General features: G+C 57.1%; 22 protein-coding genes. 4 read left to right on the forward strand and 18 right to left on the reverse strand.

Annotation, left to right across the window (positions count from 1 at the left end):
- Positions 1-30 precede the first annotated feature (30 nt).
- The gene (gene yhaJ / locus M8014_RS21620) at positions 31-927 is read left to right on the forward strand and encodes a DNA-binding transcriptional regulator YhaJ (RefSeq protein WP_271284418.1); all 897 of its coding nucleotides are present in this window, start codon (positions 31-33) and stop codon (positions 925-927) included.
- A gap of 44 nt (positions 928-971) precedes the next feature.
- On the opposite strand, the gene M8014_RS21625 is transcribed toward yhaJ, so the two are convergent.
- From M8014_RS21625 to M8014_RS21675, 11 genes are all read right to left on the reverse strand, one after another.
- Positions 972-1,337: a DUF805 domain-containing protein gene (locus M8014_RS21625; RefSeq protein ID WP_271284419.1), complete on the reverse strand. Its 366-nt coding sequence runs from the start codon at positions 1,335-1,337 to the stop codon at positions 972-974.
- A gap of 96 nt (positions 1,338-1,433) precedes the next feature.
- On the reverse strand, positions 1,434-2,420 hold the full coding sequence (locus M8014_RS21630; protein ID WP_271284420.1) for a glutathione S-transferase family protein: 987 nt from the start codon (positions 2,418-2,420) through the stop codon (positions 1,434-1,436).
- A gap of 66 nt (positions 2,421-2,486) precedes the next feature.
- Complete coding sequence (locus tag M8014_RS21635; protein WP_271284421.1) at positions 2,487-2,879, reverse strand: DoxX family protein; 393 nt, start codon at positions 2,877-2,879, stop codon at positions 2,487-2,489.
- 232 nt (positions 2,880-3,111) lie between these two features.
- Complete coding sequence (locus M8014_RS21640) at positions 3,112-3,426, reverse strand: YqjK-like family protein (protein WP_271284422.1); 315 nt, start codon at positions 3,424-3,426, stop codon at positions 3,112-3,114.
- Positions 3,423-3,821, reverse strand: a complete 399-nt coding sequence (locus M8014_RS21645) for a phage holin family protein (RefSeq protein WP_271284423.1) — start codon at positions 3,819-3,821, stop codon at positions 3,423-3,425. The genes M8014_RS21640 and M8014_RS21645 overlap by 4 nt, the downstream gene beginning before the upstream one ends.
- A 2-nt stretch (positions 3,822-3,823) precedes the next feature.
- Positions 3,824-4,129 carry an ElaB/YgaM/YqjD family protein gene (locus M8014_RS21650; protein ID WP_271268250.1) on the reverse strand — a complete coding sequence of 102 codons (306 nt, stop codon included), beginning with the start codon at positions 4,127-4,129 and terminating at the stop codon, positions 3,824-3,826.
- 29 nt (positions 4,130-4,158) lie between these two features.
- A complete protein-coding gene (locus M8014_RS21655; protein WP_271284424.1) occupies positions 4,159-4,527 on the reverse strand; it encodes a DUF1090 domain-containing protein in 369 nt (122 codons plus the stop codon).
- Between the two features lie 154 nt (positions 4,528-4,681).
- Positions 4,682-5,065, reverse strand: a complete 384-nt coding sequence (gene mzrA / locus M8014_RS21660; RefSeq protein WP_271284425.1) for an EnvZ/OmpR regulon moderator MzrA — start codon at positions 5,063-5,065, stop codon at positions 4,682-4,684.
- Between the two features lie 3 nt (positions 5,066-5,068).
- On the reverse strand, positions 5,069-5,731 hold the full coding sequence (yqjA, locus tag M8014_RS21665) for a DedA family general envelope maintenance protein YqjA (RefSeq protein ID WP_271268247.1): 663 nt from the start codon (positions 5,729-5,731) through the stop codon (positions 5,069-5,071).
- A 346-nt stretch (positions 5,732-6,077) separates the two neighbouring features.
- Complete coding sequence (gene exuR / locus M8014_RS21670) at positions 6,078-6,854, reverse strand: transcriptional regulator ExuR (RefSeq protein ID WP_271284426.1); 777 nt, start codon at positions 6,852-6,854, stop codon at positions 6,078-6,080.
- 116 nt (positions 6,855-6,970) lie between these two features.
- Positions 6,971-8,269: an MFS transporter gene (locus tag M8014_RS21675; RefSeq protein WP_271284427.1), complete on the reverse strand. Its 1,299-nt coding sequence runs from the start codon at positions 8,267-8,269 to the stop codon at positions 6,971-6,973.
- A gap of 480 nt (positions 8,270-8,749) precedes the next feature.
- On the opposite strand from M8014_RS21675, the gene uxaC reads away from it, so the two are divergent.
- Both uxaC and M8014_RS21685 read left to right on the forward strand, forming a co-directional pair.
- A complete protein-coding gene (gene uxaC, locus M8014_RS21680) occupies positions 8,750-10,162 on the forward strand; it encodes a glucuronate isomerase (protein WP_271284428.1) in 1,413 nt (470 codons plus the stop codon).
- 15 nt (positions 10,163-10,177) lie between these two features.
- Positions 10,178-11,665 carry a UxaA family hydrolase gene (locus M8014_RS21685; RefSeq protein ID WP_271284429.1) on the forward strand — a complete coding sequence of 496 codons (1,488 nt, stop codon included), beginning with the start codon at positions 10,178-10,180 and terminating at the stop codon, positions 11,663-11,665.
- Between the two features lie 82 nt (positions 11,666-11,747).
- On the opposite strand, the gene sstT is transcribed toward M8014_RS21685, so the two are convergent.
- The 4 genes from sstT to M8014_RS21705 form a co-directional block, all read right to left on the reverse strand.
- A complete protein-coding gene (gene sstT, locus M8014_RS21690) occupies positions 11,748-12,989 on the reverse strand; it encodes a serine/threonine transporter SstT (RefSeq protein WP_271284430.1) in 1,242 nt (413 codons plus the stop codon).
- Between the two features lie 216 nt (positions 12,990-13,205).
- Complete coding sequence (locus tag M8014_RS21695) at positions 13,206-14,174, reverse strand: TerC family protein (RefSeq protein ID WP_271284431.1); 969 nt, start codon at positions 14,172-14,174, stop codon at positions 13,206-13,208.
- 278 nt (positions 14,175-14,452) lie between these two features.
- Positions 14,453-15,451 (reverse strand): Gfo/Idh/MocA family protein, encoded by a 999-nt coding sequence (locus M8014_RS21700; protein ID WP_271284432.1) that lies wholly within the window; start codon positions 15,449-15,451, stop codon positions 14,453-14,455.
- A 72-nt stretch (positions 15,452-15,523) separates the two neighbouring features.
- The gene (locus M8014_RS21705) at positions 15,524-16,024 is read right to left on the reverse strand and encodes a YgjP-like metallopeptidase domain-containing protein (RefSeq protein ID WP_271284433.1); all 501 of its coding nucleotides are present in this window, start codon (positions 16,022-16,024) and stop codon (positions 15,524-15,526) included.
- A gap of 85 nt (positions 16,025-16,109) precedes the next feature.
- Here M8014_RS21705 and rlmG point away from each other — a divergent pair, with 85 nt between their 5' ends.
- The gene (rlmG, locus tag M8014_RS21710; protein WP_271284434.1) at positions 16,110-17,246 is read left to right on the forward strand and encodes a 23S rRNA (guanine(1835)-N(2))-methyltransferase RlmG; all 1,137 of its coding nucleotides are present in this window, start codon (positions 16,110-16,112) and stop codon (positions 17,244-17,246) included.
- Here the strand turns inward: rlmG and M8014_RS21715 are convergent.
- The 3 genes from M8014_RS21715 to lsrR all read right to left on the reverse strand — a co-directional run bounded on the left by M8014_RS21715 (position 17,243) and on the right by lsrR (position 22,080).
- On the reverse strand, positions 17,243-19,264 hold the full coding sequence (locus tag M8014_RS21715) for an NADPH-dependent 2,4-dienoyl-CoA reductase (protein ID WP_271284435.1): 2,022 nt from the start codon (positions 19,262-19,264) through the stop codon (positions 17,243-17,245). The genes rlmG and M8014_RS21715 overlap by 4 nt on opposite strands.
- Positions 19,265-19,440: 176 nt before the next feature.
- On the reverse strand, positions 19,441-21,075 hold the full coding sequence (gene lsrK / locus M8014_RS21720) for an autoinducer-2 kinase (RefSeq protein WP_271284436.1): 1,635 nt from the start codon (positions 21,073-21,075) through the stop codon (positions 19,441-19,443).
- A gap of 33 nt (positions 21,076-21,108) precedes the next feature.
- Positions 21,109-22,080 carry a transcriptional regulator LsrR gene (lsrR, locus tag M8014_RS21725; protein ID WP_271284437.1) on the reverse strand — a complete coding sequence of 324 codons (972 nt, stop codon included), beginning with the start codon at positions 22,078-22,080 and terminating at the stop codon, positions 21,109-21,111.
- Positions 22,081-22,263 lie beyond the last annotated feature (183 nt).

The raw sequence follows: 22,263 nt of genomic DNA on the forward strand, positions 1-22,263 counted from the left end.
GTATGTTCAAATTTCCTGAATGAGAACGCCATGGCTAAAGAGAGAGCATTGACCCTTGAAGCACTGCGGGTGATGGACGCAATTGACCGGCGGGGCAGCTTCGCGGCCGCGGCGGATGAACTGGGGCGCGTACCATCCGCCCTGAGCTACACCATGCAGAAGCTGGAAGAAGAGCTGGATGTGGTGCTGTTTGACCGCTCCGGTCATCGAACAAAATTCACCAACGTGGGAAGGATGTTGCTCGAGCGTGGCCGCGTGCTACTGGAAGCGGCAGATAAGCTCACCACCGATGCCGAAGCGCTGGCGCGCGGCTGGGAAACCCACCTGACGTTGGTCACCGAAGCGCTGGTGCCGACCTCGGCGCTCTACCCGCTGGTGGATCGTCTGGCGGAGAAGGCCAACACTCAGCTGTCGATCATTACCGAAGTGCTTGCCGGGGCGTGGGAGCGCCTGGAGCAGGGCAGAGCGGATATCGTGATTGCCCCGGACATGCACTTTCGCTCCTCGTCCGAGATCAACTCCCGCAAGCTGTATAAAGTGATGAACGTGTATGTGGCGGCCCCGGATCACCCGATTCATCAGGAACCTGAGCCACTGTCCGAAGTCACCCGCGTGAAGTATCGCGGCGTGGCGGTGGCCGATACCGCCCGCGAGCGTCCGGTATTAACCGTGCAGCTGCTCGATAAACAGCCGCGCCTTACCGTCAGCACGCTGGAAGATAAGCGTCAGGCGCTGCTGGCCGGGCTGGGCGTAGCCACCATGCCGTATCCGTTTGTGGAAAAAGACATTGCCGAAGGGCGGTTGCGGGTGGTTAGCCCGGAATACACTAGCGAAGTGGACATTATTATGGCGTGGCGTCGGGACAGTATGGGCGAAGCTAAATCCTGGTGTCTGCGCGAGATCCAGAAGCTGTTCACCCAACGATAATGCCATCTCGAGGCCCGGCAAGCGCAGCGCCGCCGGGCAGTTCATCAGCGATTTAGCAGGGGATCCGGGCCGAAACGGTTTTCACCTTCCGTCCCGCGCTGACAGTTGAACAGCAAGATTATCAGCCAGCCGAGCACCGGGATCAGCACCAGCAGCAGCCACCATGCCGAACGGTCGGTATCGTGCAGGCGGCGAAACAGCACGGCCCACCAGGGCAGAAACACCAGCACGCCATAAATTGTGGTGATAATACCTTCTCCGCCAGCCCGCTCCCAACCCAGCATCTTGTCGATCAAACTCAGCACGCATATCAGGATGAAGTTCACCAGGGTGAACATCCAGAACTCTTTGCGCCGGGCACGACCCTTAAACCCAATATAATTTCTCAGTACTTTTAGATACCAGTCCATTTTTTTGTGGCCTCAGTAGCAATTAATCGCTTGTTTTCTAAAAGCATAGACGGGAATAAAAGGAGGGTAAAGGGCGCCAGAAAGCGCCCTGAAGACTTAGCCGAAGCGGACGTCGCGGCCGTGCGGCTCATTAAGATCCTGCCACGGACCGATGGAGATAATGCCCGTCGGATTGATGGTTTTATGGCTGCAATAATAGTGGTGGCGAATATGGTCAAAATCGACGGTTTCCGCGATGCCCGGCATCTGATAGATGTCTCGCAGGAAGCCATACAGATTGAGATAATCGCTGATCCGGTGCTTATCACACTTGAAATGGGTGACATATACCGGGTCAAATCGCACCAGTGTGGTCCACAGGCGCAGATCGGCTTCGGTCAGCTGGTCGCCGGTGAGATAGCGATGCTGTCCCAGAATTTGCTCCAGCCGCCCGAGCGATTCAAACACCTTCGTTACTGCCTCGTCGTACGCTTCCTGGCTAGTGGCAAACCCGGCTTTATAGACGCCGTTATTAACGTTGTCGTAAATCCAGCTGTTCAGGTCGTCAATTTTATCGCGCAGCGCAGGGGGGTAAAAATCACCGGCCCGGGCGCCGTGGGCATCGAAGGCAGTATTCAGCATGCGGATGATTTCAGCCGATTCATTGCTGACGATGGTCTGATTTTTCTTGTCCCACAGTACGGGGACGGTCACGCGTCCGGTGTAGTGCGGATCGGCCTGCAGGTAGAGCTGATAGAGGAAATCATGGTGATACAGTGTATCGCCGGTCGCCGCCGGGAAGTCATCCCCAAAGGTCCAGCCGTTTTCCAGCATCAGCGGATGCACAACCGAAACGGGGATCAGCGATTCCAGCCCTTTCAGGGCGCGCACGATCAGCGTGCGGTGTGCCCAGGGGCAGGCCAGCGAAACGTACAGATGATAGCGATCTTTCTCGGCTGCAAAGCCACCTTCACCGCTCGGGCCGGGGGCACCATCGGCCGTCAGCCAGTTGCGGAAGGCGGATGTGGAACGTTTAAAACGTCCGCCGGTGGATTTGGTGTCATACCAGATGTCCTGCCAGACGCCGTCTACGAGTTGTCCCATGTATTCCTCCTCAGATAGCAAAAGCGAGGAGATATCTCCTCGCTTTTTTAATTCAGTATAGCGTGCTTACCACTTCTTATTCAGGACGCGGTCGATACTGAACGCACCCGGACCGGTGATAGCCAGCAGCAGGTAGCCGCCTGAGATGGTCAGGTTTTTCATGAACATCAGGGAGTTCATCCCTTCGGCAAAGTTGCTGTGGAACAGGAACGCGGTCAGCAGCGTAAAGCCTGCGGTAAACAGCGCCGTGGTGCGGGTCAGGAAACCGAACAGAATCGCCAGCCCACCGCCCAGTTCAAGCAGGATGGTCAGCGGCAGCAGGAACCCCGGGACGCCCATCGCTTCCATGTACTGCTGGGTACCTGCGTAGCCGCCGATTTTACCCCAACCTGCGGTAATAAACAGGATTGGCATCAGAATGCGCGCTACCAGTACACCAACATCTTCTAATTTTTTCATCTTACTCTCCAGGGAACCACGTGGGCTGTAAATACGGTTTAGTGTGCATTATCGGGCGGATGCCGCGATGTTGCTGTCGATGGAGAGAATCATAAACGGGGTGAAAGGCAATTGTTAGCAAGGAAAACTGTCAATCTTCATCAAAGATATTGAGTAAACGCAGCGGGGAAGGGCGGAGCAGAAATAAGTAAAGCGCCCTCAGGCGCTTTATCAGATGAAGCAGGCTGTCACGTCAACGCGCGTCGAATTTGCGCAATTGCTGCTGGTTAATCGTGGATTTAACCAGCCTCCAGGCGCTCCAGACGCCCAGACCACGGCGCGCCCAACGGATCAGCATATTGGGGTGACGGACTGCCCGCACCGCCATAATGCTACTTACCACCAGCGCCCAGGCGCGTAGGTTCAGGAAGGTATTCCATCCGCGATCGTATGCGTGAGTCACTTCCAGCCACTCCCGACTGCTGGCCGCCAGATCAAGCCGCTGCTGCTGAATCTGGCTCAGCAGAAAGGCCTTATCTCGCTGACGTTCAGATCGGCTTCTGCTCACGGCTTGCCATCCTCCAGCAATGACCGATCGTTAGCCAGTTCCTTACGGGTATGATGTAACAGGGTGGAGTGGCGCACTTTGCGCATCGTCCATATTCCCCCGATCAGGGCGGCAAGCAGCAGCACCACGGTCGTTGCGATCATCGCATTGAGGCGGTACTGCGGATCGATAGCCCAGATAATCAATACCATCAGGCTCATTAAACCAAAGGCGGCGAAGAGCATGGTCAACCCCAGCATCAGCAGCAGCTGGAAGAGGTTTGCTTTCTCCTCTTCCAGTTCGACCACCGCCAGCCGGATGCGCGTCTCCGCGATGCCAACGAGGGTGGTCAAAATCCGCTGTCCGATACCAAGAACGTTTTTAGCGGGGCCGTGTGGTTGACGTGAATCTTCCATAATTAACGTCGCGTAAGCAGCATGCCGATAACGACGCCGACTGCGGCTCCGATACCCACGCCTGCCCACGGATTGTCGCGCACGTATTCATCGGCGCGAGCGGCGGCTTCACGGGTCTGTTTCGCCAGTGCATCACCGGTTTCACCCAGACGATAGCGGCTCTCTTCTAAAGCCTGCTGTGCCTTACTGCGCAGCTTGCTCAGCTCTTCTTTCGATTTATCGCCCGAAGAGCTCAGCACTTCTTCCAGGGTATCCGCCAGGGATTTCAGTTCAGCTCGTAAATGTTCTGACGTGGTATCTTTTGACATGATTCTCTCCTGTTGAGACTTCCGTTATATCAATAATCCCGAGATTCCAGCGCTTTCAGTTCGTCCTGCGCCTCTTTCAGTTTTTGCTCACGTTTAGCAATTTTGTCTGCATCGCCTTTCTCTTTGGCCTCCGCCAGATCGCGGTGGCGCTCTGCAATCTCATCTTTCTGCTCGGCAATCTTTTTCCGGTGATCGGCACGCAGCTGGCTGTCGGAGCAATTCGCTTTCACTTCGCTTAACGCTTTCTTCAGCCCGTTGATTCGGTTCTGATTGTTATGCTTTTCAGCGTAACTGATCTCGCGCTGGATATCCTGTTCCTTCTCCTGGCAGGGGGAGTTCGCGAACGCTGCTGTGCTTAACGAAAAAAGGGCGAGGCCCAGAATGATGCGGTAATTCATTGTTGAAACCTTCCATTGTTTTCGACATCACCGGTGGGTGTGTCAATTTCCAGAGTCATGCGGAGTACGAGTGGCAGGTGCTCCGCGTACTTAAGCATAGTAAGTAAACGGTGATATCACCAAAGTGAGTGAAAAGATTCAGAATAGTGGAAGTTTAGCCGGCGAGGCGTGAAGTATCGCGCAGACGCGTCAGCCAGGCAGCGGCCTCATTATCCTCATCCTGTTGGGCAATGATGTAGTCGTGGGCCATACTGCGGTCGAGCACTTTTTTCGCCGCGGCGCTCTGTGCGCTGGAGTCGAAGGTGATCAGCAGGACGTCGTCTTTTGGCGTGATGCTTTTGAACTGAATGCCGTTGGCATCAAGATGATGCCAGACGGAGAAACCGTCCGGCATGCTGGCACCGCGATTCACAGAGCGGATTGCCAGCGTCGAGTCCTGCGTCTGCAGGGCGGACCATGCCAGCAGCATGGCGCTGAACATAAGCAACGCCACCATGGCCCAGGATAAACGGCGCAATGCAAGGTTCGGGCTGGCCATAACTTACCCCTGGCTCCCGTGCTTTTTCTTCCACAGCACCACCAGCGATCCCACCAGACCGAACACCAGTAGCACCACCGGCAGGATCATCAGACAGGACATTAGCTGGTCTTCGTACTTGAGGAACACCGGCGTTTTGCCGAGCAGGTAGCCCAGAGTGGTCAGGATCAACACCCACAGCAGGCCGCTCATCCAGTTAAAGAACTGGAAACGCGCGCTGTTAAGACCGGAAAGACCGGCAATTGTTGGCAGCAGCGTTCGCACAAAGGCGATAAAACGGCCAACCAACAGCGCAGACAGCCCGTGCTTGTGGAACAGGTGGTGTGCACGCTGATGATAATGAGCCGGTAAATGCGAAAGCCAGTTCTGCACGATGCGCGTATTACCCAGCCATCGTCCCTGGATATAGCTCACCCAGCAACCGAGGCTGGCGGCAATGGTCAGCAGGACGACCGTTTGTGGGAACTGCATCGCCCCTTTTGCGCACAGGACGCCGACCAGCACCAGCAGACTATCGCCGGGCAGGAACGCGGCTGGCAGCAGACCGTTCTCAAGAAACAGAATCATAAACAGGACAAAATAGAGCATGCCGACCATGGAGGGATTGGCCAGCGTTTCGAAATCCTGAGCCCATAAGGCGTTCAGTAGTTGGGTCAAAAGTTCCATTCAGTATTCCTGGAAATCGGTTAACGTCGCACCTGTCAACCGGGTCAATCAGCACGGCGACATTTTTTATGATTTTATTATGGTCGCTCGCGGACACATTGTGTGGCCAGAACTGATCCTTGTTAAACGGCTAGGTAAGCAAGCACTAACTAACTTAAATGCAAAATGAATCCAATTGTAACAAAGCCAGAGGTTGTTCGTCACAGAAATTGCATCGTGATGAAGGATGATTTTGGCTAACCCGAGGAGATGACGCGAGGGTATTTACACAGGCTGACACTATAGAGGTTTGTTTACCCACTCCAGCCGGAAGGCGCAGCAAAGCGCCTGCCGGAGGACCGGGTCACTATTTTGCGTGACTGGCAGCTGTATCAAGGTGAACAACCGGATTATCAGCAAAAAGATAGCGGTCGGCATTGAATTCGAAGTCGTCACTGGTTTCGTTAAATAACATCTGCTTGGTGTTCTCCAGATGCTGCCACATGGCCAGTTTTGCCGCATGCGGATCTTTGCGAATCAAGGCCTTGAGAATCTGGTCGTGGTCGTCGCACCAGTTATCAACGGTACGGGAATCAATGTGATCGTGCAGTTTTTTCCAGTACGGGTTATGAACGCGCTGAGTCCACATTTTTTCAACAATAGCCGCCAGAGCCGTGTTCTGCGTGGCCAGTGCGACCTGAACGTGAAACTGCAGATCCCACTCGGAGTCACGGAAACATTTTTCTTTGCGCGCGTTATCCTGGATCTCCATCAGCTTCATGATGTCCTGCTTGGTCACCTGGGTGGCTGCAAACTCAGCAATGTTGCTTTCAATCAGCTGGCGCGCCTGAAGCAGCTCGAAAGGACCGTAGTTGGCAAACTCCAGCTCTTCATCCGGCACAGGCGAGTGTTTTGGCTGGCTGGAAATCACATGGATACCTGACCCTTTACGCACTTCGACGTAGCCTTCAACCTCGAGCATGATGATGGCTTCCCGAACCACGGTGCGACTCACGCTCTTCTCATCAGCGATGTAGCGTTCCGCAGGTAACTTCTCACCCACCAGATAAACGCCCTGCTCAATGCGAGTTTTTAGCTCCGCGGCAAGCTGCTGATAAAGACGACGCGGTTCGTTGATTTCCATATGCGCTCCAGGAAGGGTATGGCGGATAATTTGTTATACCACTTTTGCGAGTCAGCCTCCAGATTTGCCAATAAAAAAGCCGCTCCAGAGAGCGGCATTTTCAGTGTGCGACAGCGCTAACTTTGTGTCGCAGGCCCACCGAGCGAGCTTTTCGCCAGCTCCTCAGCAGACTGGTTTTTCAGCACCGTCCAGATAAGCACCGCGCCCATCAGGTCGAAGATCGCCAGCACGGCGAACAGTGGGCTAAAGCCGATGGTATCTGCCAGAGCACCCACGACGAGGGCAAACATGGTGCTGGCCGTCCAGGCTGCCATCCCGGTCAGGCCGTTCGCCGTTGCCACTTCGTTACGACCAAAGACGTCAGAAGAGAGGGTAATCAGCGCGCCGGACAGAGACTGATGCGCAAAGCCACCGATGCACAGCAGGCCGATGGCCACGTACGGGCTGGTGAACAGGCCAATCATCCCTGGGCCAATCATCAGCAGTGCGCCCATGGTCACGACCATTTTGCGCGACACAATCAGGTTCACGCCAAACCAGCGCTGGAACAGCGGTGGCAGGTAGCCACCGACGATGCAGCCGAGGTCAGCGAACAGCATTGGCATCCAGGCGAACATCGCAATTTCTTTCAGGTTAAAGCCGTAAACTTTAAACATGAACAGCGGGATCCAGGCGTTAAAGGTACCCCAGGCCGGTTCTGCCAGGAAGCGTGGCAGGGCGATACCCCAGAACTGACGGGTGCCCAGAATCTGCAGCACGGTCATTTTCTTGCCGTTGTTGGTCTGATGCTGAGACTCCTGACCACCAATGATGTATTCGCGTTCTTCTTCAGACAGTTTTTTCTGATCGCGAGGATGCTTGTAGAAAATGAGCCATGCCATCGCCCAGGCAAAGCTCAGCACGCCCGAGATAATGAACGCCAGCTGCCAGCTGTGCATGACGATAGCCCACACCACCAGCGGCGGAGCAATCATCGCCCCGATAGACGAACCGACGTTGAAGTAACCGACCGCGATGGAACGCTCTTTCGCCGGGAACCACTCAGACGCGGCTTTCAGACCGGCCGGGATCATTGCGGCTTCTGCCGCACCGACTGCACCACGTGCCAGCGCCAGGCCACCCCAGCTGCCCGCCAGCGCGGTTGCGCCGCAGAAAATCGCCCAGGTCACGGCGAAGACCGCGTAGCCGATTTTGGTGCCGAGAATATCCAGAACGTAGCCGGCAACCGGCTGCATGATGGTATAAGCCGCAGAGTAGGCCGCAATAATGTAGGAGTACTGCTGTGTGGAAATATTCAGTTCCTGCATCAGCGTTGGCGCAGCCGCCGCTATGGTATTACGCGTCAGGTAGCCCAGCACGGTGCCCAGCGTCACCAGTGCGATCATGTACCAACGTAACCCTTTAATTTTACGCATGTAAAACCTCATCGTTATGTTATTTCCGCACTGTCGTGCGGTGCCTCTCTACGCGGTGCGGGAGAAGCTTGTAACGGGAGGGCGTAGCCAGGAGAAACTCCCGGAACGGCCCGAACCTTGCCATAAGTAATCGTGCATAAGTCGGTATCCGTACCGCTGAATCCGATGCCTGAAGCACCGGTATTGCATTCCGTCGGCTTATATTTTGCGACGGCGAAAAGATAACTTGTCATACAGCTTTAAAAGGTGAGAGCCATCACAAATGTGTCAATATTTGTAAGGGCATTGTAATTGCTGCGTCAAGCCAGTACTGGCGCGGCCTTAGGCAGGGTTTACCCCTTTGGGCTTAGTTTATTTGTTGACGTTTATTGATCTAACTCACGAAAAAATCATCTGACTCTGGAAATTGGTGTGATAACTTTGCAGCATCTAAACATTACCTTTCTGACGCACTCGTAAACTCGTAAGAGGAAGACGCTAATGACCCCGTTTATGACCGAAGATTTTCTGTTAGATACTGAATTTGCCCGCCGTCTGTATCATGACTACGCCAAAGATCAGCCGATTTTCGACTACCACTGCCATCTTCCACCGCAGCAGGTTGCCGAAAATTACCGTTTCAAAAACCTGTATGACATCTGGCTGAAAGGTGACCACTACAAATGGCGCGCGATGCGCACCAACGGTGTGGCGGAACGTCTGTGTACCGGCGACGCTTCGGATCGCGAGAAATTTGACGCCTGGGCAGCGACCGTGCCACACACCATCGGCAACCCGCTGTATCACTGGACGCACCTTGAGCTGCGTCGTCCGTTCGGCATTACCGGCAAGCTGCTCTCCCCGAGCACCGCCGATGAAATCTGGAACGAATGCAATGAACTGCTGGCCCAGGACAAGTTCTCTGCCCGCGGCATCATGAAGCAGATGAACGTGAAGATGGTCGGCACCACCGACGATCCGATTGATTCTCTGGAGCATCACGCGGTTGTCGCCAAAGACACTTCGTTTGACGTCAAAGTCCTGCCGAGCTGGCGCCCGGATAAAGCCTTCAACATTGAGCAGGCAACCTTTGCCGACTACATGGCGAAGCTGGGTGAAGTGTCTGACACCGAGATCCGCCGCTTTGCCGATCTGCAGACTGCGCTGGCAAAACGTCTGGATCACTTTGCAGCACACGGCTGTAAAGTGTCTGACCATGCGCTCGACGTGGTGCTGTTTGCCGACGCCAACGAAGGCGAGCTGGACAGCATTCTGGCCCGTCGCCTCGGCGGTGAGAGCCTGAACGAACGTGAAGTGGCGCAGTTCAAAACTGCAGTGCTGGTATGGCTGGCAGCGGAATATGCCCGTCGCGGCTGGGTGCAGCAGTACCACATCGGTGCATTGCGCAATAACAACCAGCGTCAGTTCAAACTGCTGGGTGCTGACGTGGGCTTCGACTCCATCAACGACCGTCCGCTGGCGGAAGAGCTCTCTAAACTGCTGAGCAAACAGAACGAAGAAAACCTGCTGCCAAAAACCATTCTTTACTGTCTGAACCCACGCGATAACGAAGTGCTGGGCACCATGATCGGCAACTTCCAGGGCGAAGGGATGCCGGGCAAGATGCAGTTCGGTTCAGGCTGGTGGTTCAACGATCAGAAAGATGGCATGGAACGTCAGATGACCCAGCTGGCGCAGCTCGGCCTGCTGAGCCGCTTCGTGGGTATGCTAACCGACAGCCGCAGTTTCCTTTCTTACACTCGCCATGAATACTTCCGCCGCATCCTGTGCCAGATGATTGGCCGCTGGGTGGCCGCGGGCGAAGCGCCAGCCGATATCCAGCTGCTGGGCGAAATGGTGAGAAACATCTGCTTTAACAATGCGCGCGACTACTTCGCCATTGAACTGAACTAAGCCTTTGAGGTTGATATGCAATACATCAAGATCCATTCGCTGGATAACGTTGCAGTAGCGCTGGCCGATCTGAGCGAAGGCACGGAAGTGACTTTCGATAACCAGGCCGTCACGCTTCGTCAGGCGGTTTCGCGCGGGCATAAATTCGCACTGGGCGAGATTGCCAAAGGCGAAAACGTGGTGAAATACGGCTTGCCGATCGGTCATGCGCTGGCTGATATCGCGGCGGGTGAATTCATTCACTCCCACAATACGCGCACCAATCTTAGCGATCTGGATGAGTACAGCTATCAACCTGATTTTCTGATTGAAGAGAGCCAGCAGAGCGATCGTGACGTGCAGATCTACCGCCGCGCCAGCGGTGAAGTGGGGATCCGCAATGAGCTGTGGATCCTCCCGACCGTCGGCTGCGTCAACGGGATCGCCCGTCAGATCCAGAGTCGGTTCCTGAAAGAGACGAACGATGCCGAAGGCACCGACGGCGTGTTCCTGTTCAGCCACACTTACGGCTGCTCCCAGCTGGGCGACGATCACATCAACACCCGCACCATGCTGCAAAACATGGTACGCCACCCGAATGCCGGGGCGGTGCTGGTAATTGGTCTGGGCTGTGAGAACAATCAGGTCGATGCCTTCCGCGAAACGCTGGGGGATTTCGATGCCTCTCGCGTCCATTTCATGGTCTGCCAACACCAGGATGATGAAGTGGAAGCCGGGCTGGAGCACCTGCACCAGCTGTATGAGGTGATGCGTCACGACCAGCGCGAAGCGGGCAAGCTGAGCGAGCTGAAGTTTGGCCTCGAGTGCGGCGGATCGGACGGTTTGTCCGGCATTACCGCCAACCCGATGCTGGGCCGTTTCTCCGATTATGTGATTGGCAATGGCGGTACCACCGTGCTGACCGAAGTGCCGGAGATGTTCGGTGCGGAACGCATTCTGATGAGCCACTGCCGCGACGAAGAGACGTTTGAAAAGACCGTCACCATGGTCAATGACTTCAAACAGTACTTTATTGCCCACAACCAGCCGATTTACGAAAACCCCTCCCCGGGTAATAAAGCTGGCGGTATCACCACGCTCGAAGAGAAATCTCTCGGCTGTACCCAGAAAGCGGGTGCCAGCCAGGTGGTGGATGTGCTGCGCTACGGCGAGCGGCTGATTACCCCGGGGTTGAACCTGTTAAGCGCCCCGGGCAACGACGCCGTCGCCACCAGCGCACTGGCGGGGGCAGGCTGCCATATGGTGCTGTTCAGCACCGGTCGCGGTACGCCGTACGGCGGTTTTGTGCCAACGGTAAAAATCGCCACCAACAGCGAGCTGGCGGCGAAGAAAAAGCACTGGATTGATTTTGATGCGGGTCAGCTGATCCACGGCAAAGCGATGCCGCAGCTGCTGAATGAGTTTGTGGATGTGATAGTGGATATTGCTAACGGCAAGCCGACCTGCAACGAACGCAACGACTTCCGCGAGCTGGCAATCTTTAAGAGTGGTGTGACGCTGTAGTACCGCGCGGCCTGATGCCCTCACCCTGATCCTCTCCTACAGGGAGATTAAAAACGGCAACCTCTGGGTTGCCGTTTTGCTGTTAACCTCGTAACGCGTTTTTCGCCAGACGCGCGTCTTCCGCCTGACAAACCGCAGCGGTAAACATCACGTCAGTGGAGGAGTTAATCGCCGTTTCGCAGGAGTCCTGTAGCACGCCAATGATAAAGCCTACTGCCACCACCTGCATGGCGATCTCGTTCGGAATGCCGAACATATTACAGGCCAGCGGAATCAACAGCAGGGAACCGCCCGCCACGCCGGATGCACCGCAGGCGCACAGGGCTGCAACCACGCTCAGCAGCAGCGCGGTCGGCAGATCCACCGGAATACCCAGCGTATACACCGCCGCCAGCGTCAGCACGGTAATGGTGATCGCCGCACCGGCCATATTAACGGTCGCCCCCAGCGGAATGGACACCGAGTAGGTATCGCGATCCAGGTTCAGCTTTTCGCACAGGGCCATATTCACCGGAATGTTGGCGGCCGAGCTGCGGGTAAAGAAGGCGGTAACACCACTTTCGCGCAGGCACATCAGCACCAGCGGATACGGGTTGCGACGGATCTGCAGGAACACCAGCAGCGGGTTGATCACCAACGCCACCACGGCCATACAGCCAATCAGCACCAGCAGCAGCTGGGCGTAGCCCCACAGTGCGCTAAAACCGGTGGTTGCCAGCGTTGATGCCACCAGCCCAAAGATGCCGATTGGTGCAAAGCGAATCACCAGCTGTACGATCCAGGTCACGGCACCGGAGAGGTCGTTGATCAGATTTTTGGTGGTGTCGTTGCTGTGGCGCAGGGCAAAGCCCAGACCGATGGCCCATACCAGAATCCCAATGTAGTTAGCGTTGAGCAGGGCATGAATCGGGTTCGCAACGATGCTCATCAGCAGGCCGTGCATGACCTCAACAATGCCCGCCGGCGGCGTAATGTCGGTCGCGCCGGTGGTCAGCTGCAGCGTGGAAGGGAAAATAAAACTCACCAACACGGCGGTGAGTGCGGCAGCAAAAGTGCCGAATAAATAGAGCCACAGAATAGGGCGGATATTGGTTTTTTGACCCTGCTGATGGTTGGCGATAGAGGCCATCACCAGGGTTAACACCAGCACCGGCGCAACGGCTTTCAGCGCGCCAACGAACAGCGTGCCGAGCAGGCCGGTGGCAACGGCTGCAGGTTTCGAGAGAAGCGCCAGGGCGATGCCCAGCACCAGGCCTATCAGTATCTGTTTAACAAGGCTGCCGCGCGAAAGACGCCCGAGCAGACCAGACGATTGCATGGTCATTGAGTATTCCTTAAGTGAGATTGCGTTCCGTCCCGGAGGTGCTCTAAGGCACTTGTGATTCCGGATAGAGGTTTGTTGTTTGCCTGGTTGAGTATATTGAATGCGCGGGGAGTGAGAAGTGCAAAATGCTGGGTTTTACGTACTGCGTCATACTTTTTAACTTTAATTTTACATTTTATTGGCCCGGCGCGCAGATATGCGTGCCGGGCCCAAACATTACTGCGCCTGCTGTTTCTTATCGTTCAGATGGTTAACCCAGGCATTGATTGCCAGGGTCAAGACCAGGATACCAAACACCACGCCCAGCGAAATGGCGATCGGAATGTGATAGAAATCGACGATCATCATTTTGATGCCGATAAACACCAGAATCACCGACAGGCCGTACTTCAGCATCGAGAAGCGCTCTGCCACGCCCGCCAGCAGGAAGTACATCGCACGCAGGCCGAGGATCGCAAACAGGTTCGAGGTCAGGACAATGAACGGGTCAGTGGTCACCGCGAAAATCGCCGGGATGCTGTCGACGGCGAAGATCACGTCGCTCAGCTCCACGAGGATCAGCACCAGCAGCAGCGGCGTAGCGAACAGCAGGCCGTTCTTACGCACGAAGAAGTGCTCATTGTCGATGGTGTCGGTCATTCGCAGGTGGCTGCGGATCCAGCGTACCAGCGGCTTCTCCCCGATACCCGCCTCGTCTTCTTTCGCCAGCGCCATCTTCACGCCGGTGAACAGCAGGAACGCACCGAAGACATACAGCAGCCACTCGAACTGCGAAATCAGCCAGCTACCGGCGAAGATCATGATGGTACGCAGCACAATCGCGCCCAGCACGCCGTACACCAGCACCCGACGCTGCAGCGCAGCAGGAACGGCAAAGTAACTGAACAGCATCAGCCAGACGAAGACGTTGTCGACAGCCAGCGCTTTTTCAATCAGATAGCCGGTGAGGAACGCCAGCGCTTGCGGATCGGCCACCGCGCGGCCCTGGGTAATGGAGAGATACCACCAGAAGGCGGCACAGAACAGCAAAGAGAGGGTGACCCACACCAGCGACCAGGCGGCCGCTTGCTTCATGGTCATGCCATGCTCGCCGCGACGCCCCTGCAAAAAGAGATCGATCGCCAGCATGATGAGCACGACAACGGCGAATCCGCCCCATAACATTGGAGTACCGACAGAATGCATATTATTTTCCTTACGCTTAAAAAACAAAAACGGCTAACGTCAGAAGACGATAGCCGTTGCGTTTTTTATGCATAGACCTCGCCTTCCGGCAAGGTCTCACTTACAACAAGAAAGGAATACGTTCATCGTATTCCTTTTTCGTTGCCCGGCGACCGGATGCGGTTTTGTACGCATCGTAATGACGATCCACCGGCAAGGAAGTTACTCCCCTTTGCGGGTAACAAAATATGTCAGGTCATTGATTTCGTCAATGACCTGTACAGACTCATTACACAGCTTTACGCGGGAATTTCTGCGCTCACGCCGTCCGCCGGGAAGACCACGCCCGTCTGACGACGGATCTCGGTCTGCAGCTTCGCGGTGGTGCGGCTTACTGCAAGGCCCGGATGGTTCACTTCCTCGGTTTCGACCAGGCGCGCAAACACCTCTGCCTCATACAGCATAGTGTTAATATGCTGGGGCTGCGTCAGCTCCTGGGCTTTGCCGCTGCGCGGCACGTAGCTCAGCTTCTGGCATTCGGAAATCTTCTCGATCACCAGCGAGCCGTTCTCGCCCTGGATTTCGCTCGGCAGCACCGAGTCACTCACTTTCGAGTGCTGCAGCGTGACGCTGAAATCGCCGTAATCCAGCACCGCCAGCCCATGGGCATCCACGCCGCTCTCGAGCAGGCTTGCGGTGGCCTGCACCCGGTGCGGTTCACCCCACAGCGCGACCGCGGAGGCCAGGCAGTAGAAGCCGATATCCATAATCGATCCGTTGGAGAACGCCGGATTAAAGGTGTTAGGGTTCTCGCCGTCCAGATAGCGCTGATAGCGCGATGAGTACTGGCAGTAGTTAATAAAGGCTTTACGCACTTTGCCCAGCTTCGGCAACGATTGTTGCAGCAGCAGGAAGTTCGGCAGGCTGGCGGTTTTAAAGGCTTCAAACAGCACCACCTGGTTTTCCCGCGCCAGCGCAATGGCCTCTTCAACCTGCTGAATATTGGACGCCAGCGGTTTCTCGCAAATCACATGTTTTTTATGGCTGAGAAACAGCTTCGTTTGCGGGAAGTGCAGTGAATTGGGGCTGGCAATATAGACCGCGTCAATGGCATCGCTTTGCGCCATATCGTCCAGAGAGGTAAACAGATGCTCGACGAGGTAGTCGCTCGCAAAAGCTTGTGCCTGCTCAAGGCTGCGGGAATAGACTGCGGTGAGTTTATATTTGCCGGTTTCATGGGCGGCATCGACGAATTGGCGGGTGATCCAGTTCGTACCAACGACTGCGAAACGTATCATAACGCTTTACGTGCTCCGTAGAGGGGGTCTGTGGTCACTGTAGCACGCGAGGATGACAAAACCAGTGCGCCATCACGCATTACTCTTTAACGATAAATGCGTCAGCCACAGGCGAGTATCAAACTCCAGCTGGTGATACTGCGGCTCCATATGGCAGCACAGGGAGTAGAACGCCTTGTCGTGCTCTTTTTCTTTCAGGTGCGCCAGCTCGTGTACCACGATCATGCGTAAGAATGCTTCCGGCGCGTTGCGAAACACCGTCGCCACGCGGATTTCCGCTTTGGCTTTCAGCTTTCCGCCCTGTACGCGGGAGATGGCGGTATGCAGGCCGAGGGCGTTTTTCAGCACGTGGATCTTGTTGTCGTACATCACCTTATTGATCGGGGAGGCGCTCTTCAAATACCGGTTTTTCAGATCCTGCGTATACTGCCAGAGGGCTTTATCCGTCGCGTTGTCGTGGGTACCCGGATAGCGTTTTTCCAGTACCGCGCCCAGCTTTTGCTCGCTAATAAGCGTGCGTACCTGGGACAATAAATTCTCCGGATAGCCCTGGAGATAGGTTAGTTGGTTCATCAAAACCCCAAAATAATTTGAAAACGGGTATACTCACGCACCCTTTTCAGGGATAACGCCGAAATTTTACCATTCAGGAGGGCCGATGAGCCACTTAGACAACGGTTTCCGTTCACTCGACTTAAAACGTTTCCCGGAAACGGATGACGTTAACCCGCTCCAGGCGTGGGAAGCAGCGGATGAATACCTGCTGCAGCAGTTGGATGACACCGAAATCAGCGGCCCGGTTTTGATCCTGAATGATATTTTCGGTGCCCTGAGCTGCGCGCTGGCCGAACATACCCCGTACAGCATCGGTGACTCCTATCTGAGCGAGCTGGCGACGCGTGAGAACCTGCGTCACAACGACATCGCGGAATCCAGCGTCAAGTTCCTCGACAGCACCGCCGAGTACCCGCAGGCACCGGGTGTTGTGCTGATTAAGATCCCGAAAACAATGGCATTGCTGGAACAGCAGCTGCGCGCACTGCGTCATGTGGTCACGCCGCAAACGCGCATTATTGCCGGTGCAAAAGCGCGTGATATTCACACCTCGACGCTGGAGCTGTTCGAGAAAGTGCTGGGTCCAACCACCACCACCCTGGCGTGGAAAAAGGCGCGTCTGATCAACTGTACCTTCAGCGAGCCTGCGCTTGCGGACGCACAGCAGATTTTGAGCTGGAAGCTGGAAGGCACCGACTGGACCATCCATAACCACGCAAACGTCTTCTCTCGTACCGGGCTGGATATTGGCGCGCGCTTCTTTATCGAGCATCTGCCGCAAAACCTGGAAGGCGAAATCGTCGATCTCGGCTGTGGTAACGGCGTGGTTGGTCTGACCCTGCTGGAGAAAAACCCAGAGGCGAGCGTGCTCTTTACCGATGAATCGCCGATGGCGGTGGCCTCCAGCCGTCTGAACGTTGAAACCAACATGCCCGATGCGCTGGACCGCTGCGAGTTTATGATCAACAACGCCCTGTCAGGCGTGGAGCCGTTCCGCTTTAACGCGATCCTGTGCAACCCGCCGTTCCATCAGCAGCATGCCCTGACCGATAACGTTGCCTGGGAGATGTTCCACCACGCGCGCCGCTGCCTGAAAATCAACGGCGAGCTGTACATCGTGGCTAACCGCCACCTGGACTACTTCCATAAGCTGAAGAAGATCTTCGGCAACTGCGCCACCGTGGCGACCAACAACAAATTCGTGGTGTTGAAAGCGGTGAAATTAGGCCGTAACCGCTAGATCTCCAGCGCTAAACGGGTGCCCTGCGCAATCGCGCGCCGGGCATCCAGCTCCATCGCCACGTCGCACCCGCCAATCAAATGTACCGTTTTGCCCGCTTCACGCAGCGGCTCAGCGAGATCGCGCTTCGGCTCCTGACCGGCGCACAAAATCACCTGATCCACCCGCAACAGCTGTGGCTCACCACCGATCAGCACATGCAGACCGTCGTCGTCGATCTTCTGGTAGCTTACCGCCGGGATCATCTTCACCCCGCGAGAGAGCAGGGTGGCGCGGTGGATCCAGCCGGTGGTTTTCCCCAGCCCATCCCCCGGTTTACTGGCTTTACGCTGCAGCATCACTATCTGGCGCGGGCTTAACGGCAGCTGCGGTCCTTCCGGGCGCAAACCGCCGACCTGGTTCAGGCTGGTGTCGATCCCCCACTCTTCGCAGAACTCGGCGATATTCTGGCTGGTGGCCGGCCCCGGCTGGCTCAGGTACATAGCGGTGTCAAAGCCGATCCCGCCGCAGCCGATAATCGCCACGCGCTCCCCCACCGGGGCTTTGTCGCGCAGCACGTCGAGATAGCTCAACACCTTCGGATGATCGATGCCCTCGATCTCAGGCAGGCGTGGAGCGATCCCGCTGGCGAGGATCGTTTCGTCAAAGTCGATCAGATCCTGAGCGGTGACAAACTGGTTGAGCCGCAGATCGACATCCGTGATTTCGATCATCCGCGCGTAATAACGCAGGGTTTCATAGAACTCCTCTTTACCGGGGATCTGTTTGGCGATATTAAACTGTCCGCCGATTTCTGCGGCGGCATCAAACAGCGTTACCGCGTGACCGCGCGCGGCGGCATTCACCGCAAACGCCAGCCCTGCCGGGCCTGCGCCCACCACCGCCAGCCGCTTTTTATTGACTGCTGGCACAACCGGCATTTTGGTTTCGTGGCAGGCGCGGGGGTTCACCAGGCAGGAGGTCACTTTGCCGACGAAGATCTGATCCAGGCAGGCCTGGTTACAGCCGATGCAGGTGTTGATCTCATCCGCCCGTCCGCTCTGGGCTTTTGACAGCAGCTCGGCATCGGCGAGGAACGGCCGCGCCATCGACACCATATCGGCGTCACCGTTGGCCAGAAGATCGTCTGCCACCCGGGGATCGTTAATGCGGTTGGTGGTTACCAGCGGGATCGACACCTTGCCCTTCAGCTTGCGCGTCACCCAGCTGAACGCTGCGCGCGGCACCGGGGTCGCGATGGTCGGGATCCGCGCCTCATGCCAGCCGATCCCGGTGTTAATGATGGTCGCGCCTGCGGCTTCGATGGCCTGCGCCAGCTGGACGGTTTCGTCGAAGGTGCCTCCGCCCTGCACCAGATCCAGCATCGACAGGCGGAAGATGATAATAAAGTCGGCCCCCGCGCGTTCGCGTACCGCGCGCACCACGTCAACCGCAAAGCGCATCCGGCGCGGATAGTCGCCGCCCCATTGGTCATCGCGCTGGTTGGTGCGGGCGGCAAGGAATTCGTTAATCAGATAGCCTTCGGAGCCCATCACCTCCACGCCGTCGTAGCCTGCTTCCCGCGCCAGCGCGGCGCAGCGGGCAAAGTCATCGATCAGGGTCAGGATCTCATCGTGGGTGAGGGCGTGGGGCGTAAAGCGGTTGATCGGGGCCTGGATCGCCGACGGGGCCACCAGGTTCGGCTGATAGCTATAGCGTCCGGTGTGCAGAATTTGCAGGGCGATTTTGCCGCCTTCCCGGTGGACGGCATCGGTCACGATCCGGTGGTGCGGTAGCTGTGCCGCATCGTTGAGCACCGCGCCGCCCTCCATCCCAACGCCCGAAAGGGCAGGAGCCACGCCGCCGGTGACAATCAGCGCCACCCCGTGGCGGGCGCGCTCGGCGTAGAAGGCTGCCAGCCGCTCTGCGCCGTCCGGGCGCTCCTCCAGACCGGTATGCATCGAGCCCATTAACACGCGGTTTTTGAGCGTAGTGAACCCCAGATCGAGGGGGGCGAATAACGACGGGTAGCGGCTCATAGTCTCTTCCAATGTAAAATTATTGTTATGTGGTCGGATGAGTTAATAATTTAGCCAGCGGCGGGGAAAAGGTAAAAAGGGAGTGTAGTGAATGTGATGGGATTCAAAGATTGGCAAGGTGGATGGGGTACCCCTCACCCTAACCCTCTCCCCATAGGGGAGAGGGAACATTCAGTTCAGAGGGTAGGCTCGATTGGGTTTTCCCCCTCGCCCCTTTGGGGAGAGGGACGGGGTGAGGGGACAGACCGTACCAGTCCCGGCGCCTGCCACATCGAGGTGGTCAGACCGCTGTCCACCAGTCCAAGCTGGTCGGCGTACACCGCCTGCCATTTCTGCATCATGCCGTCGTACAGCTCCCGGTGCGCCGGGTTCGGGGTGAACTCCCGGCTCCATCGCACCAGCTTCTCGCCCGTCGCAGCCATATCGGCAAACAGCCCCGCGCCGGTCCCGGCGGCAATTGCGCAGCCCAGCGCGGTGGCCTCTTTCACCTCTGGCACCCGCACCGGTAACCCGGTGACGTCACTTAATATCTGGCTCCACAGCGCCCCTTTCGCGCCGCCCCCGGCAAACACCAGGCCGTCAAAGGTCACGCCGGAAAACTGCGAAATTTGCGCCAGATTGCAGGCAGAGACAATCGCGGCGTTCTCCTCCAGGGCGCGGAACAGCGTGGCTTTATTGCATTTTTCCGGGTCGATGGAGAGATTAATAAACGACGGCGCGGCGTGATACCACTGCTTAAAATGCATCGCGTCAGAGAAGATCGGCATCACCCCGTGAGAGCCCGGCGGCACCCGACTGGCCATCTCTTCCATCAGTGTGTAAGTGTCCACACCCATCCGCTCGGCAATCAGCTTTTCTTCGGCGCAGAAGGCATCGCGGAACCAGCGCATCGTCAGGCCGGTAAAGAAGCTGATCGACTCGGCCTGCGCCATACCGGGGATCACGTGCGGGTTGACGCGGATGTTCATCTGCGGATCGGTTCGCACCTGGGGCAGATTCACCACCTGCTGCCAGAAGGTACCGCCCAGCACCGCCGTTTGCCCGGGGCGTACCACGCCCAGCCCAAGGCAGCCCAACTGCACGTCGCCGCCGCCCATCACCACCGGCGTGCCTTCGCGCAGGCCGCATTGCTGGGCGGCTGCGCGGGTGACAGCCCCAAGCAGGGTGCCGGTCTCTTTCACCGGAGAGAGAATGTCGGCGCGCAGCCCGGCCATGTCCAGCAGCGCCGGACGCCAGTCGCGGCTGAACAGATCCAACATCCCGGTGGTGCCCGCGTTAGAAGGGTCGACGGCCAGCTCGCCGGAGAGCTTCGCTGCCAGCCAGTCGCTGATCATGGTGATGGTGGCGGCCTTGCGATAAATATCCGGGCGATGGTGCGCCAGCCACAGCAGGCGCGGCATGGCGCTCAGGGCCAGGGTCTGGCCGGAGACGTCGTACACTTCGGATTCAAAGCGGAAGTCGTGGATCTCTTTCAGTTCCGCCACTTCGCGGCTGGCGCGGGCATCGACGTTGGCGCAGGCCCAGATCGCCTCGCCGTTGCGATCGTACAGCACGATCCCTTCGCGCATTGAACAGCAGGCGACGGACTGAATATCCACAGCGCTCAGGTGGGCCCGCTCCAGCGCCTGATGAATACACTGACAGGCCAGCCGCCAGTTGGTGTCGAGATCGAACTCCATCGAGCCGGGGACATTCTCCACGCTCAGGTGCTTCCACTCCGCCTGGCCGACCGCTATCTGATTGCCGTTAAGATCGAACACCACGGCGCGAACGCTTCCCGTCCCTGCATCTAACGCTAAAAGGTAACTCATGAGTCTGCCTCGTGTCAGGCACGGGATTGGCCCTTAGCTTGCCAGAGCCAGCACCGCGCGGGCTGTCATCTCTTCCGTCACCAGGCCATTGATACGGCGACCGTTCAGTGCGGCATAAATCGCATCGGCTTTCTCTTCCCCTCCGGCCACGCCAACGATGGTAGGCAGCTGCGCCAGCTCGTCGAGCGTCACGCCCAGTAACTCCTGATGGATGGCCAGATCCGGCACCCGTTCCCCTGCGGCATTCAGGAAATAGCCCAGGATGTCGCCGACCGCCCCTTTGCGGGCCAGCATCAGCTGCTCGCCCTCGCTGATATAGCCGGAGCGCAAAATGGTGGCGTCCCGGCGCTGGTTTATCGATCCAATCCCGACCACCGCCACGTCAGCGGCGCTGGCGGCGAGGATCACATCCCGCACGCTGGCTTCCCGTTTTAGGATCCCGGCTACCTCCGCGGATGACACCCGCAGCGGGGCGGGGATCATGCTGACGCTGCAGGCCGCATCCAGCTGGCCGATGCCGGTCATATACGGCCCGACCCCACCGGAGAGCGTCACCAGTCGTACCTGCTGGGAGCTGATAAAGCCGCTCAGGTGCTGCAGGCAGCTCATGGTGGCTTCACCAAATCCCACCGCCAGTAGCTGGCCTGCAGCCAGTACGCCCATCAGCGACTGGGCGGCGCCAATCCCTAAGCGCACGTTCATCGGCGGGGTGTTCAGCGCAGGCAGCACGCGGGCCAGCTTCAGGCCGAAGCGCTGCTGCAGCGCGGTTTCCAGCGCCAGACAGCCTTCATAGCGGGAGTTGATCTGTACGCGGATCACCCCCGACTGGCGCCCTTTTTCCAGCAGGCGCGAAATCTTCAGGCGCGGCAATCCCAGCCGCTCGCCGATATCGTTCTGCGTCAGGCCGTCGTGGTAATAGCACCACGCCACGCGGGCCACCAGCTCCTCTTCCGCCAGCGCCAGTCCGGCAAAACGTCCCTCTTCGACACTGCGTTTCTCGCTCATAGATGAACTCTTATCAAAATTTAGATCATATGTTCGGTGTGCCACAGGGCGAAAGTGTGAGCCACACGGCAAATTGCATATTCAGGAATGTTTCCGCTTTATCGGGATCCTATCCCTGAAAGTGTGATCCCTGCACGGTTGTAAATATAGTTCAGGGTCTACGCTTTTGAACATTATTGAATC

It is taken from the genome of Silvania hatchlandensis, assembly GCF_025564065.1.
Classification (GTDB): domain Bacteria; phylum Pseudomonadota; class Gammaproteobacteria; order Enterobacterales; family Enterobacteriaceae; genus Enterobacter; species Enterobacter hatchlandensis.

Excerpts from the sequence above, each read along its gene's own strand:
- M8014_RS21625 (WP_271284419.1), bottom strand. The coding sequence starts at position 1,337 with ATGGACTGGTATCTAAAAGTACTGAGAAATTATATTGGGTTTAAGGGT.
- rlmG (WP_271284434.1), top strand. The coding sequence starts at position 16,110 with ATGAGCCACTTAGACAACGGTTTCCGTTCACTCGACTTAAAACGTTTC.
- M8014_RS21700 (WP_271284432.1), bottom strand. The coding sequence starts at position 15,451 with ATGATACGTTTCGCAGTCGTTGGTACGAACTGGATCACCCGCCAATTC.
- mzrA (WP_271284425.1), bottom strand. The coding sequence starts at position 5,065 with ATGGCCAGCCCGAACCTTGCATTGCGCCGTTTATCCTGGGCCATGGTG.
- lsrK (WP_271284436.1), bottom strand. The coding sequence starts at position 21,075 with ATGAGTTACCTTTTAGCGTTAGATGCAGGGACGGGAAGCGTTCGCGCC.
- M8014_RS21685 (WP_271284429.1), top strand. The coding sequence starts at position 10,178 with ATGCAATACATCAAGATCCATTCGCTGGATAACGTTGCAGTAGCGCTG.
- yqjA (WP_271268247.1), bottom strand. The coding sequence starts at position 5,731 with ATGGAACTTTTGACCCAACTACTGAACGCCTTATGGGCTCAGGATTTC.
- M8014_RS21635 (WP_271284421.1), bottom strand. The coding sequence starts at position 2,879 with ATGAAAAAATTAGAAGATGTTGGTGTACTGGTAGCGCGCATTCTGATG.
- M8014_RS21650 (WP_271268250.1), bottom strand. The coding sequence starts at position 4,129 with ATGTCAAAAGATACCACGTCAGAACATTTACGAGCTGAACTGAAATCC.
- M8014_RS21715 (WP_271284435.1), bottom strand. The coding sequence starts at position 19,264 with ATGAGCCGCTACCCGTCGTTATTCGCCCCCCTCGATCTGGGGTTCACT.
- M8014_RS21630 (WP_271284420.1), bottom strand. The coding sequence starts at position 2,420 with ATGGGACAACTCGTAGACGGCGTCTGGCAGGACATCTGGTATGACACC.
- lsrR (WP_271284437.1), bottom strand. The coding sequence starts at position 22,080 with ATGAGCGAGAAACGCAGTGTCGAAGAGGGACGTTTTGCCGGACTGGCG.
- uxaC (WP_271284428.1), top strand. The coding sequence starts at position 8,750 with ATGACCCCGTTTATGACCGAAGATTTTCTGTTAGATACTGAATTTGCC.
- yhaJ (WP_271284418.1), top strand. The coding sequence starts at position 31 with ATGGCTAAAGAGAGAGCATTGACCCTTGAAGCACTGCGGGTGATGGAC.
- sstT (WP_271284430.1), bottom strand. The coding sequence starts at position 12,989 with ATGACCATGCAATCGTCTGGTCTGCTCGGGCGTCTTTCGCGCGGCAGC.
- M8014_RS21705 (WP_271284433.1), bottom strand. The coding sequence starts at position 16,024 with ATGAACCAACTAACCTATCTCCAGGGCTATCCGGAGAATTTATTGTCC.
- M8014_RS21655 (WP_271284424.1), bottom strand. The coding sequence starts at position 4,527 with ATGAATTACCGCATCATTCTGGGCCTCGCCCTTTTTTCGTTAAGCACA.
- M8014_RS21645 (WP_271284423.1), bottom strand. The coding sequence starts at position 3,821 with ATGGAAGATTCACGTCAACCACACGGCCCCGCTAAAAACGTTCTTGGT.
- exuR (WP_271284426.1), bottom strand. The coding sequence starts at position 6,854 with ATGGAAATCAACGAACCGCGTCGTCTTTATCAGCAGCTTGCCGCGGAG.
- M8014_RS21695 (WP_271284431.1), bottom strand. The coding sequence starts at position 14,174 with ATGCATTCTGTCGGTACTCCAATGTTATGGGGCGGATTCGCCGTTGTC.
- M8014_RS21675 (WP_271284427.1), bottom strand. The coding sequence starts at position 8,269 with ATGCGTAAAATTAAAGGGTTACGTTGGTACATGATCGCACTGGTGACG.